Source organism: Pseudomonas sp. S3_A09 (assembly GCF_054668065.1).
Window position 1 is genome coordinate 3,585,056 of sequence record NZ_CP162752.1, and the last position, 13,322, is coordinate 3,598,377.

A 13,322-nucleotide genomic window follows, 5' to 3' on the forward strand; every position below is an offset into this window, starting at 1 on the left:
AAATCACACTTTAGAGGGATCAAGCAGTACCCCCTGCTGGCTATAGTCCCACTCAGAGTTTTTCAAGGATGTTCCGCTTCGGGCCATGAGGGCTCGGCTGCCGAGCGGCATTGGAATCGTTGTATTCCGGCTGTTACACGCATCAACAGAAAGAACTCACTGCCATAACAATAATGCACATGGAGTAGCGTCGATGACCTCAGTAAACCAGTTCTGGCGCCGGGCAAGACTGCCCCTGGCCGTCAGTCTCGCTTCTACGCTCGCCGGGCCCGCATTCGGCGTCAGTTTCAATATCGGTGAAATCGAAGGGAGTTTTGACTCGTCGCTTTCCGTGGGGGCGAGCTGGTCGACAGCCAAGCCCAACAAGGATCTGATTGGCGTCAACAACGGTGGTCGTGGCTTATCCCAAACTTCCGACGACGGTCACCTCAACTTTAAGCGCGGTGAAACGTTCTCGAAGATCTTCAAGGGTATTCATGACCTGGAACTGAAGTACGGCGATACCGGTGTGTTTGTGCGTGGCAAGTACTGGTATGACTTTGAGCTCAAGGACGAAAGCCGTCCGTTCAAGGACATCAGCGACAACAACCGTAAAGAGGGCGCCAAGTCCTCTGGCGGGCAGATTCTCGATGCGTTCATCTACCACAACTACAACATTGCCGATTTGCCGGGGTCGGTACGTTTTGGCAAGCAGGTGGTGAGCTGGGGTGAAAGTACCTTCATTGGCGGCGGCATCAACTCGATCAACCCGATCGACGTGTCCGCGTTCCGTCGTCCGGGGGCTGAGATCAAGGAAGGCTTGATTCCGGTCAATATGTTCTATGTGTCGCAGACACTGACCGATAACCTGTCGGCGGAAGCGTTCTATCAGTTGGAATGGGACCAGACCGTTACCGATAACTGCGGCACTTTCTTCTCTCAGCCTGATGTTATTTCCGACGGCTGCAGTGACAATTTGCGCGTGTTGAACAGTCGTCGCTTCCTGCCTGCCGCAGTACTGCCAGGGCTTGCCGCCAATGGCGTCGACGTCAATAACGAAGGCGTATTGGTGCGTCGTGGTCCAGATCGTGATGCGCGCGACAGTGGTCAGTTCGGTGTCGCGTTCCATTACAACTTCGAGCCGCTGGATACAGAGTTCGGCGCTTACTTCATGAACTACCACAGTCGTGCGCCGATCTTCAGTGCCCAGGGCGCACCGCAATCGAAATACACCGGTGCAACGCCTGGTGTGCCAGCCCAGCTGCGTCCGTTGGTGGTCGCGGGTAACTCCAATTATTTCGTTGAATACCCGGAAGATATTCGTCTGTATGGCTTGAGTTTCTCCACTACCCTGCCTACGGGGACTGCATGGAGCGGCGAGTTGAGCTATCGCCCAAATGCACCGGTACAACTGAGCACCACAGACATTCTTTTCGCCGGCGTAACGCCACTTCCGCCCTTCAACAATGCGTCTGTGTTGAAAGGGACGCCGGGTCAGGACCTGCATGGTTATAACCGCAAGGAAGTCACCCAGTTCCAAACCACCTTCACGCACTTCTTCGATCAAGTCATGGGCGCCAGCCGCTTGACCACTGTCGGTGAAATCGGCGTGACCCATGTCGGTGGGCTGGAAAGCAAATCCGAGGCACGTTATGGCCGTGACCCAGTCTTTGGTCCGGGTTCGCTACCAGGGGGGTTCTGCAACGCGCTCAACAACTCCACAGCACAAGGCGGTGGTTTGCCTAATGCCGCCAGCCTGAATACCAACTGCAACAACGACGGTTACACCACCGCCACCTCCTGGGGCTACCGCGCTCGCGCCATCTGGGAATACCCGGACGTGTTCGCCGGCGTCAACCTCAAGCCAAACGTGGCGTGGTCCCATGACGTCAAAGGTTATTCGCCAGGCCCTGGCGGTAACTTCGAAGAAGGTCGCAAGGCAGTCAGCCTGGGCCTGGATGCCGAGTATCAGAACACCTACACCGCCAGCCTGGCCTACACCAACTTCTTTGGTGGCAAGTTCAGCACGGTGGATGACCGCGACTTCGTCGCTTTGAGCTTCGGCGCCAACTTCTAAGCACACGCATTTCAGGAAGACCAGAACATGAAAATAACCAAAAGTCTGTTGCACGTGGGTGTGCTTGGGCTGTCGATCCTGGCGAGCAACGTCATGGCGGCGGTGTCGGCGGATGAAGCTGCCAAGCTGGGCACGACCCTGACGCCGATGGGCGCCGAAATGGCCGGTAACGCGGCGGGCACCATTCCTAAGTGGTCGCCGCTGCCGACCAACGCGGGTGCCGTCGACGCCCGTGGGTTCCTGGCCAACCCTTACGCCAATGAACAACCGCAATTCACCATCACCGCAGCGAACGTGGAGCAATACAAGGACAAGCTGGCGCCGGGGCAGTACGCGATGTTCAAGCGCTATCCGGAAACCTTCAAGATGCCGGTCTATCCGACCCATCGCGGTGCCACAGTGCCGGCTGATGTGTTTGCCTCCATCAAGAAGAACGCCACCACGACCAACCTGGTTTCTGGCGGTAACGGCCTGGAAAACTTCGAAACCGCCGTACCGTTCCCGATTCCGAAAAGCGGCGTAGAGGTGATCTGGAACCACATCACCCGTTATCGCGGTGGCAGCGTGACCCGTCTGGTGACCCAGGCCACGCCGCAAACCAACGGATCCTACAGCCTGGTGTACTTCCGTGACCAGTTTGTATTCCGCGACAAGATGAAGGACTACGACCCGAAAAACCCAGGCAACGTGCTGTTTTACTTCAAGCAGCAAGTGACCGCGCCGGCACGTCTGGCCGGTGGTGTGCTGCTGGTGCACGAAACCCTGGACCAGGTGAAGGAACCGCGTTCGGCCTGGGTCTACAACGCCGGCCAGCGCCGTGTGCGCCGGGCGCCGCAAGTGTCCTATGACGGGCCAGGTACCGCAGCCGACGGCCTGCGTACCTCCGACAACCTCGACATGTATAACGGCGCACCGGATCGCTACGACTGGAAGCTGGAGGGCAAGAAAGAAATCTACATCGCCTCCAACAGCTACAAGATCGACGATCCGAAGCTCAAATACGCCGACATCATCAAGGCCGGCCACATCAACCAGGACCTGGCCCGCTACGAGCTACGCCGCGTCTGGCACGTGGTCGCGACCTTGAAGGAAGGCCAGCGTCACATCTACGCCAAGCGTGACTTCTTCATTGACGAAGACACCTGGCAAGCAGCGGTCATCGACCACTACGACGGTCGTGGCCAGCTGTGGCGCGTGGCGGAAGCCCATGCCGAGAACTACTACGACAAGCAAGTGCCGTGGTACGCCCTGGAAACCCTCTACGACCTGCAGTCCGGCCGCTACCTGGCGCTGGGCATGAAGAACGAAGAGAAGCAGGCGTATGACTTTGGCTTCACCGCCACCACCAGCGACTTCACCCCGGCGGCCCTGCGCCAGGATGGTGTTCGCTAACCTGCGTTAGCTTGCAAATGTGGGAGGGGGCTTGCCCCCGATGGCGGTGGGACAGTCAAAAAGCGCATTGACTGATCCGCCGCCATCGGGGGCAAGCCCCCTCCCACATTTTTTGTCGCAGTTCTTTTTCAGGCAAATGTTGCAAAGATCTACAAACCCGCCGCTTTTACCGCTAGTCTGCGGACATCTGCAATGCCGACAACAGCCTTCTACAAGAGCCCGGCGATGACTGATCTGTCCCGAATCCAAGGGCCTGCCAGCACGGTCATTCCGACCCTGGAAGGTCGCTTCTACAGGCCACCTCTGCCTGACGGCTACGTGCTGCGCCCTCGCCTGTGCGAACGCCTGAGCGCTGGTCTGGAAGGGCGCTTGCTGCTGGTCAGCGCACCGGCTGGGTTTGGCAAGAGTTCGTTGGCGGTGGAGTTTTGCCAGAGCCTGCCGGCCCATTGGCAAAGCCTGTGGCTGGGCCTGAGCCCACGGGACAACGACCCCGGGCGTTTCCTCGAACGCCTGCTCGACGGCTTGCAGCAATTCTTTCCGCAACTCGGCGCCCAATCCCTGGGCCTGCTGAAAATGCGTCAGCGTCACCAACCCTTTGCCTTTGAAGAGTGGCTGGATGGCCTGCTCGACGAACTGGCTGTCCACCTGTCCACCCGTGCGCCGCTGTTGCTGGTGCTGGATGATTACCATCTGGCCCAAGGGCCGGTGCTCGACCGCTGCCTGCAGTTTTTCCTCAATCATTTGCCTGACGGCTTGGTGGTGTTGGTTACCAGCCGCCAGCGTCCGGACTGGCATCTGGCGCGGCTACGGTTGTCGCGTCATCTGCTGGAGCTGCATGAACAGGACTTGCGCCTGACTCACGACGAATCACTGGCAGTGCTGGATCGCCACAGCAATTCCCTACAAGGTGAAGCCCTCGATAACCTGATCCGCCGCAGCGAAGGCTGGGTCGCCGGCCTGCGTTTCTGGCTGTTGGCCGCCTCTGAAGCCGGTAGCGACGGCGCCTTGCCGCAGAGCCTGCACGGCGGCGAAGGGCTCATCCGCGATTACCTGCTGGAAGAAGTCATCGACTGCCTGCCGGCCGACGTGCAGGCGTTTTTGTACGACACCGCCCCTCAGGATCGATTTTGCAGCGAACTCTGCGACGCGGTGCGTGAAGCCCACGACAGTGCCGAAATCCTGCGTTACCTGCAGGCGCACCAAGTGTTTCTGGTGCCACTGGACGACCAAGGGCATTGGTACCGTTATCACCATCTTTTTTCTGATTTGCTGCGCACACGGCGCGCCAGCAGTCACGTTCTGCCGGCGGCCAGCCTGCACCTGCGTGCGTGTCGCTGGTTCAATGCCCAAGGCTTGATCGATGAAGCGGTGGAGCAGGCGCTGCGCGCCGGCCATCTGGACGTGGCGGCCAACCTGGTACAGAACCTGTCTGAAGAACAACTGCTGGCTGAGCAGAATGTCGGCATGCTACTGCGCTGGAAAATGGACTTGCCCGACAGCCTGTTGATCAGCACGCCGCGCTTGATCGTGCTCTACAGCTGGGCCTTGGGCCTGGCCTGCCAGTTGGATGCGGCGGAAGAACTGTCCAGCTACCTCAGCCGCTTCCTGCCGGCGCCGTCGGCTACCGCGCAGAAATCGATGTTGGCCCAGTGGCTGGCCCTGAGCGGGATCATCGCCCGCGGCCGGGGCGATCGCGAGCTGACCCAGCGCTATTGCAGCGAGGCCCTGGAGAGCTTGCCACAACGGCGTTACGGCCAGCGGTTGATGTGCTTGTCGACCCTGTCCAACCTGGCCATTGTCGATGCCGACCTCTGGCGTGCACGTGGCTTGAACCGTGAATCCCTGGAGCTGGCGCAGCGCGTCGGCAACCCATTGTTCGAAGCCCTGGCCCACTACGACCGCGCGCGAGTGTTGCAAGCGCGCGGTGAGATCCTGCGTTCCCTGGATGAAGTCCGCCAGGGCTTGCAACGCCTGCACGGCTTGGCGCCGCAGCGCTTGTATGCAGTGCGTGCGCGGTTGTCGCTCTACGAAGGTTTTCTGCTGCTGGTGCGGCTCCAGCCCGACGCCGGCCTCGCCCGTTTGCGTGCCGGCCTCGCCGAAGCCCGAGCTTGTCGCGATATCAGCGTGTTGATCGGCCATTGTGTGATCGCCAATTTCGAAGGGCGTCGTGGTGACTTCCCCAAAGCCTTTGCCGAACTCGCCGAGGCTGAGCGCCTGATGCATATCTGGGATGTGCCGCCGATCTACTACCTGGCGATGATCACCCTGATCAAGTGCGAGCTGTGGCTGGCCCAGGGCCGCACCGACTTGGCCGACGCCTGGCTGACGCGCCTGGGGCAAACTTACCATGGCGAACACGCCGCTGCCGCGCCGGAGTTTCACCCGCACCTGCCGCAGCATATCGGGCTGCAACAGGCTGCGTTGGACGCCACTCGCCACCAACCTGCGGCGGCGTTGCAGCGTCTCGAAGAGCTGGCGCTGCAGGCGCATAACAGCGGGCGTCAGATGATCGCGTTAATGGCCCTGACCCAACGGGTGCAACTGTTGCTGGAGGAGGGGCAGGAGACAAAGGCGCGTTCAGTGTTTACCCAGGCCCTTGAGGCCGGCATAGGCGGGGCTTTGCAGCCCTTCCAGCGATTGCTGGAAACCCACCCGGACTGGATGCGTGAGCAGCTGGCCAAAGATCCTCACGGCCTGCTGAGCCAGAGTCTGCTGGCGCTGTTACCGGCGGTAGTCGTGGTGGAAGCGGCTTCTACCCATGAGACCTTGAGCGCGCGGGAGCTGGCGGTGCTGCAATTGATCGCTCAAGGTTGCTCCAATCAGGAAATCAGCAATCGACTGTTTATCTCCCTGCACACGGTCAAGACTCACGCGAGCCACATCAACAGCAAGCTGGGTGTAGAGCGTCGTACGCAAGCAGTGGCGAGGGCCCAAGAGCTGAGGTTGATCGGCTAGGGATACTCCAGTCTGTTTTAATAGTGCACTTATTCCGGCGATGTTCGCCCGGAAACGATATTTCATTTGCACGACAGGACCCAGAATGGAAACCGCCAAGCCGACCCTCATCCGCGAAACCTTCCCCGTCGGCCCCCTGCAGTGCAACTGCACCATCATCGGCGACCCCGTCAGCAAAAAGGCCATCGTGGTCGACCCAGGCGGCAACCATGAGCTGATCCTGGCGCGGCTCGATGCCCTGGGACTGAAAGTGGTGAGCATCATCCACACCCATGCCCATCTGGATCACTTCCTGGCGTCCGGCCAGTTGAAGGAGAAGACCGGTGCCACCTTGCACCTGCACAAAGAAGATCAATTCCTTTGGGACAATCTGGAAATGCAATGCCAGATGTTTCGCGTGCCCTATACCCCTGTACCTTCGCCGGATCGTTGGCTGGAACATGATGAAGAGTTGGCCTGTGGCTGTGGCGTGGCGTTGCACACACCCGGCCATACGCCTGGGTCGATGAGCTTCTGGTTTGCCGACGCCAAGCTGCTGATTGCCGGCGACACACTGTTCCGTCGCGGTATCGGGCGCACCGATTTGTGGGGCGGCGACCAGGCGACCATCGTGCGCTCGATCAAGCAGCGCCTGTATACCTTGGACGAGGGCGCGACGGTAGTGACCGGCCACGGGCCGGATACCCGGCTGGGCGATGAAATGCGTGAGAACCCATTTGTGCGGGCGTGAAGGGTTCATTGCCGGGCAGAGCGCGTTCTATAACAAGCAAACCTTGTAGCAAAAACTCAGGTCGTGTTCAGTGAGCGTCTGCTACGGTTTCTGTAGTCACGGAATTTTTGCCGTTTGTCGCGTTCCAAACTCGGCACAGGTCCATTGCCAATGTCCTTTGCACCATAGAATGCAAAAGTAGGAGCTCCCCCCATGTTCACTTCGCGTCGTCTGCTTGTTGTCGCTACCTGCGTAGCTTTGTTGTCCGGCTGCGCATCCCCTAACCCTTATGACGGCAGCAGCCAGGGACAGGCGAGTAATGAATCCGGCGGTATGAGCAAGACTGCCAAGTACGGTGGCCTGGGTGCCCTGGCCGGCGCATTGGCCGGTGCGGCCATCGATCACAACAACCGTGGCAAGGGCGCGCTGATCGGCGCCGTCGTTGCGGGTGCCGGTGCCGCGGGTTACGGCTACTATGCCGATCAGCAGGAAAAGAAACTGCGTGAAAGCATGGCCAACACCGGTGTTGAAGTTCAGCGCCAGGGTGACCAGATCAAGCTGATCATGCCAGGCAACATCACCTTCGCGACCAACTCGGACGCGATTTCCAGCAGCTTCTACCAGCCGCTGAACAACCTGGCCAACTCGCTCAAGCAGTTCAATCAGAACACTATCCAGATCGTCGGTTATACCGACAGCACCGGTAGCCGCCAGTTGAACATGGACCTGTCCCTGCGCCGTGCTCAGAGCGTAGCCAACTACCTGACTTCCCAAGGCGTCAACGGCGCCAACCTGAGCGCCCGCGGTGCCGGCCCGGATAACCCGATTGCCAGCAACGCCGACGTCAACGGCCGTGCCCAGAACCGTCGTGTGGAAGTGAACCTCGGCCCGATTCCTGGCCAACAGTACGGACAGCCAGGTGCCCAGCAACAGGCGCCACAACAGAACAACCAGTTCCAGGGCAATCCGTACTCGCAGTACCAGTAAACATTCGTGAATAAAAAAGGGCGCCTGAGTAAGGCGCCCTTTTTTGTGGCTGTCGGTTACATCAATCGATGTACTCGAAGACCTTGACGATTTTCTGCACACCGGAAACACCCTGCACCAGGTTGGCTGCGCGAGTGGCTTCGGCCTGGGTGAGCAGGCCCATCAGGTAGACGATGCCGTTGTCGGTGACGACCTTGATGCGCGAGCCAGGGATCGCGTTATCGGTGAGCATCTGCGCTTTGATCTTGGTGGTCAGCAGCGCGTCGTTGCTGATGGCCAGCAGGGTGATCGGGTTCATCACTTGCAGCTCGTTGTGTACCTTCTTCACGCGCTGTACGGCGGCGGCGGCTTGCTCGGCCTGGGCCTTGAGGTCGGCGCGTGGCGTCTGGCCAGCGAGCAGCACGACGCCGTTAAAGCTGGTCACGACGATGCGCGAAGCACCATTGCCCAGGTCCGGTGCGGCCTTGGCAACGTTGACTTCAACCTTGGTTTCGATCAGCGAGTCATCGATCTTGCTGCCGAAAGTGCGGGTGCCCTTGTCATCCTGAATAGGGGTGTCGCGTGTTGCAGTGATGGCCGTGCTGCAGCCGCTGATAGCGAGGCACAGGGTGATGGCTAAAAGGCTGAGGCGGTTAACGGTCATTCTTCACTCCCAAACAGTTGGCTGTCGATCAGATCGCACAGGCAGTGGATCGTCAGCAGGTGGACTTCCTGGATACGTGCGGTGACTGTGGCCGGGACGCGAATCTCCACGTCTTCAGGCAGCAGCAGTGAGGCCATGCCGCCGCCATCGCGTCCGGTCAATGCTACGACAATCATTTCGCGATCATGTGCGGCCTGGATCGCTTGAATAATATTCGCCGAGTTGCCGCTGGTGGAAATCGCCAGCAACACGTCGCCCGGTTGGCCCAGGGCGCGGATCTGCTTGGAGAAGATTTCGTTGTAGCTGTAGTCGTTAGCGATCGAGGTGATCGTCGACGAGTCGGTGGTCAAGGCAATAGCCGGCAGGCTCGGACGCTCACGCTCGAAGCGGTTGAGCAGCTCGGACGAGAAATGCTGGGCATCGCCGGCCGAACCGCCGTTGCCGCACGAAAGCATTTTGCCCTCATTGAGCAAGGCGTTGACCATGACCTGACTGGCTTGCTCGATGTGCGGTGCAAGTACGTCCATCGCCTGTTGCTTGGTGTCGATACTGGCCTGGAAAAGCTGGCGAATTCTGGATTGCATGTCCATCTGTGTGACCTTAAGTAGCGCGGCTGTTTGGCACAGGAATGTGCAGCCCGCAAAGCAAAGAGCAAAAGTGTGTGGTGAAGATGTCCGGCGAATCAGCTGTCGAAGGCATCTTTGAGCCAGTTCAGATCAGCTTGACCAGACGGTGTGCTTTCTATGGCAACCACATCGAAACGGCAGGGGGCGTCGGCCCAGCGATGCTCTTTCTGCAGGAAAAACTGCGCGGCCAGTATCAGCTTTTGACGCTTGCGCCCGTCGATACTGGCGAGTGCGCCACCCCATTGTGCGTGTTTTCTGTAGCGGACTTCGACGAATACTACTGTATCGCCGTCAAGCATGACCAGATCAAGCTCGCCACGTTTACATAACCAGTTCTGCGCCAGCAGGCGCAGACCCTGTTGTTGCAAGTGCTTCAGAGCTTGTAGTTCGGCATCCTTGCCACTTTGTGCGCTGGACCGCTCGGGCATCAGCGCGGGGTGTCCGGCAGACGCTGGATCTCACCGCCGACGAACTTGGCCCATGGCATCTGGCGATCAACGCGCTGGGTGGTGCTGATGCCCAGGCTGCCCGACAAGCCGTCAACTCGGGTGTCCGGCAATGCCTTGAGTTGCCCCAGGCGTGGCGCCAGGCGGTAGGCATCGACGCCCATGGCGTACAGGCGACCCAGGCTGCCATTGGCTTGCGGCCATTGAGCGGCAACCTGATTGCGCAGCGGGTCGGTGGTGTTGAGCAGCCAAGGGGTTTCGCAGAACATCACATTGGTCATGTCCAGGTACTGGTTCTTGTCGCCGCTGGCGCTGAACACGTGGGACGTGGCGTACACCGGCACATCGCCGGCGTATTGGAAGTTCAGGGTCGGCTTGATCTGCTGGGCCAGTTGCGGGGTCACGGCCAGGAAGATGAACTCGATGTCCTGGCGACGCGATGGTTGCGCCGCGACGTCGGTGCCAACGGTGCTTTGCAGGCTCTTGGCGCGACCTTCGCTTTTACGCAGTTGGAACAGATCGGCAATTTGCTGGGCGAGGGCGACCGGCTGGTCGACGTACTCAACCCCCATGACCTGGCCGCCATTGGCTTCCCAGTCCTGGCGGAAGGCTTTGTAGACACGCTCGCCCCACTCGCCACGGGGCACCATTGCTGCAGCGCGGTGCAGGCCATCGGCACGCGCACGACGCGATACTTCGCGAGCTTCGTCTTCTGCGGCCAGGCCGAACTGGAACAGTTGCGCCGGGCTGCGATCGCTCTCGCTGTAATTCAGTGCCAGGGTGGTGATCGGCAGTTGTGGGCGCGCGCTGAGCTGTTTGACCAGCGGTTTCTCCAGCGGGCCGACTACCAGTTGTACGCCTGCAGCCTGGGCCTTGGCGTAAAAGTCGTCGAGGGAGGTGAGGCGCGAGCTGTCATAGAACTCGATCACTGGCGGCTTCTGCCCGGCTTGTTCAGCCTGGTAGTGCGCAGCCATGAAGCCTTCACGCAGTGCCTTGCCGACGGAGGCCAGCGGGCCATCCTGTGGCAGCAGCAGGGCGATCTTGGTCAGGGGCTGGCTGGCCAGTTCCTTGAGCTTGGTCAGTGGCGTTGGCAGTTGCACGGCAGCCGGGTGGCCCGGGTTCTGCGCACGCCAGGTGTCGATGGCAGCCTGTTGCTGCTCCAGCGTACCGGCGCCCTTGACTGCCTGGGCCAGGGTAATCCAGCCGTCGAGCGTCGGGTTGCCGCTGGCCTGCAACTGTTCCGCCGGTAGGGCGGCAATCAATACCCAGATAGCTTCGTGGTTGCTTTTGGCGGCATCGCCCGTGAGCAGTGGGGCCATGGCGACACGTTCACGGGCGGCGGCCAGGGTCTGGCCATCGGCTTCATAAGCACGGGCGTGTACGCTGGCGGTGCGGATCTGCTGCTCGGGCGGCAGGTCCTTCAGGCTTTGCAGGCTTGGGTGGTTCAGGGCGGTCAACGCGGCCTTGGGCTGGTTGCGCGCCATGGCAAGTTCAGCGGCCAGGGTGCTGGCAAAAACTTGCGCGGCTGGCTTGAGGACATCCAGGGACACCTGCGCAAGAATCTGCGACGAGCGGCCAGGGTTGTTCTGCTTGTAGGCCATGTCTGCCGCACTCAGGCGCAGTAATGCGGCCTTTTCTGGCGTCTTGGCGGTGGTGGCCTGTTCGAGCAGTTGCTCGATACTGGCGTCCGGGGTCCGTGGAAGGTCGCCAAGGCTGGACGAGGGCGAGCTGGCGCAGGCGGCCAGCAAGGCAGCGAGGCAGAGGGCGGAGAGCAGCCGCAGGCAAGCGATCATGTAAGTGTTCCTGATACCGATCAAATTAGCGTGGAATTGTACCCAAGCACTGGCCCAGGCGCGATGTTACTGGCGTGAAACCGTCGATTTAGGTCGTGCAAATGTTGCAACGGGCGTCAAACGGCTGAAAAGGCATCGGCCGTGATGGCATATTTTCAAGGCGCCTACGCGCTACAATGTCACTTTTGCCAACCATCGAGGTGTGCGTTTTGACTGCTCCAGGTCCTTTGAATTCCACTGCAGGCTCGCTTTTTGTCGTGGCGACGCCCATTGGCAACCTGGACGACATCAGTGCTCGGGCACTGAAAGTGTTGCGCGAGGTTAAATTGATCGCGGCTGAAGACACTCGTCACTCCCAGCGCTTGATGCAGCATTTTGGTATCAGCACGCCATTAGCGGCGTGCCATGAGCACAACGAGCGCGAGGAGGGCAGTCGCTTTATCGTACGCCTGCTGGCCGGCGACGATGTGGCGCTGATCTCTGACGCAGGCACGCCGCTGATCTCCGACCCTGGCTACCATCTGGTGCGCCAGGCGCGGGCCGCTGGTATCAATGTAGTGCCTGTTCCGGGCGCGTGCGCGCTGATCGCTGCGTTATCGGCGGCGGGCCTGCCGTCGGACCGTTTCATCTTTGAAGGTTTTCTGCCAGCCAAAGCTGTAGGGCGTCGTGCGCGCCTTCAAGCACTGAAGGAAGAACCGCGCACGTTGATCTTTTATGAAGCCCCCCACCGAATCCTTGAATGCCTGCAGGATATGGAGCTGGTGTTTGGCGGCGAACGCCTGGCGCTGCTGGCGCGTGAGCTGACCAAGACCTTTGAAACCCTCAAGGGCCTGCCTTTGGAAGCGCTGCGTGCGTTCGTCGAGGGCGACAGTAATCAGCAGCGCGGCGAGTGTGTGGTGCTGGTGGCGGGCTGGACGGCGCCAGAGGACGAGGACGCCGTGGGCAGCGAGGCGATGCGTATTCTGGATCTACTGCTCAAGGAGATGCCACTCAAGCGTGCAGCAGCCCTGGCGGCGGAGATTACCGGCGTGCGCAAGAACCTCTTGTATCAAACGGCACTGGATAAGCAGAAGGCCGAATAGTTCCGGTGTCAAACCTGTATTCCGTCTGAACGTGATGGCAATTCTGAACTTTTATTACTTGTCCTAAGTCCGCCGTGCCGTTAACCTTCGCGGCGGAGAGTCGATTGGACAGTCGCTGCCCTCTATGAAAATTAGGGGGGAGGAAAGTCCGGGCTCCATAGGGCGAAGTGCCAGGTAATGCCTGGGAGGCGTGAGCCTACGGAAAGTGCCACAGAAAATAACCGCCTAAGCACTTCGGTGCCGGTAAGGGTGAAAAGGTGCGGTAAGAGCGCACCGCACGTCTGGCAACAGTTCGTGGCTAGGTAAACCCCACTTGGAGCAAGACCAAATAGGGTCCCAAGGCGTGGCCCGCGCTGGGACCGGGTAGGTTGCTAAAGATGTCCAGTGATGGCCATCGTAGACGAATGACTGTTCAAGACAGAACCCGGCTTACAGATCGACTCTCCACCTTTTTCCTTTTGTCCGAATCTCGGGCAGAAAACCGGTAGTAACGCAAGAATCCCTCCCTGCCGAATGATTGGCAGATGCATCTTCGTAATACCAAAAAAATCTTACTCTTAATAAATTACTTTAACTTCGAGCTATAGCTCTTTGAGCTATCTGTGCTTGTTGGGCCAAAAACATCGTCGAACT

Annotated in this window: 10 protein-coding genes and 1 other RNA gene; 7 read left to right on the forward strand and 4 right to left on the reverse strand. The window is 59.7% G+C overall.

Going from position 1 to position 13,322, the window contains the following annotated elements; all coding sequences use genetic code 11:
- Nucleotides 1–193 precede the first annotated feature (193 nt).
- From AB4N92_RS16765 to AB4N92_RS16785, 5 genes are all read left to right on the forward strand, one after another.
- Nucleotides 194–2,056 carry a DUF1302 domain-containing protein gene (locus tag AB4N92_RS16765; RefSeq protein WP_010213063.1) on the forward strand — a complete coding sequence of 621 codons (1,863 nt, stop codon included), beginning with the start codon at nucleotides 194–196 and terminating at the stop codon, nucleotides 2,054–2,056.
- 27 nt (nucleotides 2,057–2,083) lie between these two features.
- Nucleotides 2,084–3,448, forward strand: coding sequence for a DUF1329 domain-containing protein (locus AB4N92_RS16770; protein ID WP_010213061.1), 1,365 nt, complete (start codon nucleotides 2,084–2,086; stop codon nucleotides 3,446–3,448).
- A 225-nt stretch (nucleotides 3,449–3,673) separates the two neighbouring features.
- The gene (locus AB4N92_RS16775; protein WP_042571671.1) at nucleotides 3,674–6,403 is read left to right on the forward strand and encodes a LuxR C-terminal-related transcriptional regulator; all 2,730 of its coding nucleotides are present in this window, start codon (nucleotides 3,674–3,676) and stop codon (nucleotides 6,401–6,403) included.
- Nucleotides 6,404–6,488: 85 nt separating this feature from the next.
- Complete coding sequence (locus AB4N92_RS16780) at nucleotides 6,489–7,133, forward strand: MBL fold metallo-hydrolase (RefSeq protein ID WP_010213059.1); 645 nt, start codon at nucleotides 6,489–6,491, stop codon at nucleotides 7,131–7,133.
- Nucleotides 7,134–7,325: 192 nt separating this feature from the next.
- Nucleotides 7,326–8,099, forward strand: coding sequence for an OmpA family protein (locus tag AB4N92_RS16785; protein ID WP_236266865.1), 774 nt, complete (start codon nucleotides 7,326–7,328; stop codon nucleotides 8,097–8,099).
- 61 nt (nucleotides 8,100–8,160) lie between these two features.
- Here the strand turns inward: AB4N92_RS16785 and AB4N92_RS16790 are convergent, their stop codons facing one another.
- The 4 genes from AB4N92_RS16790 to AB4N92_RS16805 form a co-directional block, all read right to left on the reverse strand.
- A complete protein-coding gene (locus AB4N92_RS16790) occupies nucleotides 8,161–8,742 on the reverse strand; it encodes a BON domain-containing protein (RefSeq protein WP_010213057.1) in 582 nt (193 codons plus the stop codon).
- Complete coding sequence (locus AB4N92_RS16795; protein WP_021491872.1) at nucleotides 8,739–9,332, reverse strand: phosphoheptose isomerase; 594 nt, start codon at nucleotides 9,330–9,332, stop codon at nucleotides 8,739–8,741. The genes AB4N92_RS16790 and AB4N92_RS16795 overlap by 4 nt, the downstream gene beginning before the upstream one ends.
- 92 nt (nucleotides 9,333–9,424) lie before the next feature.
- A complete protein-coding gene (locus AB4N92_RS16800) occupies nucleotides 9,425–9,796 on the reverse strand; it encodes a YraN family protein (RefSeq protein ID WP_010213054.1) in 372 nt (123 codons plus the stop codon).
- Entirely contained in the window at nucleotides 9,796–11,607 is a 1,812-nt protein-coding gene (locus AB4N92_RS16805) for a penicillin-binding protein activator (RefSeq protein ID WP_010213053.1), read from the reverse strand. The genes AB4N92_RS16800 and AB4N92_RS16805 overlap by 1 nt, the downstream gene beginning before the upstream one ends.
- 176 nt (nucleotides 11,608–11,783) lie before the next feature.
- Between AB4N92_RS16805 and rsmI the strand changes: the two genes are divergently transcribed.
- Both rsmI and rnpB read left to right on the forward strand, forming a co-directional pair.
- Nucleotides 11,784–12,689: a 16S rRNA (cytidine(1402)-2'-O)-methyltransferase gene (gene rsmI / locus AB4N92_RS16810; RefSeq protein ID WP_181195555.1), complete on the forward strand. Its 906-nt coding sequence runs from the start codon at nucleotides 11,784–11,786 to the stop codon at nucleotides 12,687–12,689.
- A gap of 96 nt (nucleotides 12,690–12,785) precedes the next feature.
- An RNA gene (gene rnpB, locus AB4N92_RS16815) (RNase P RNA component class A) lies at nucleotides 12,786–13,137 on the forward strand.
- Nucleotides 13,138–13,322 lie beyond the last annotated feature (185 nt).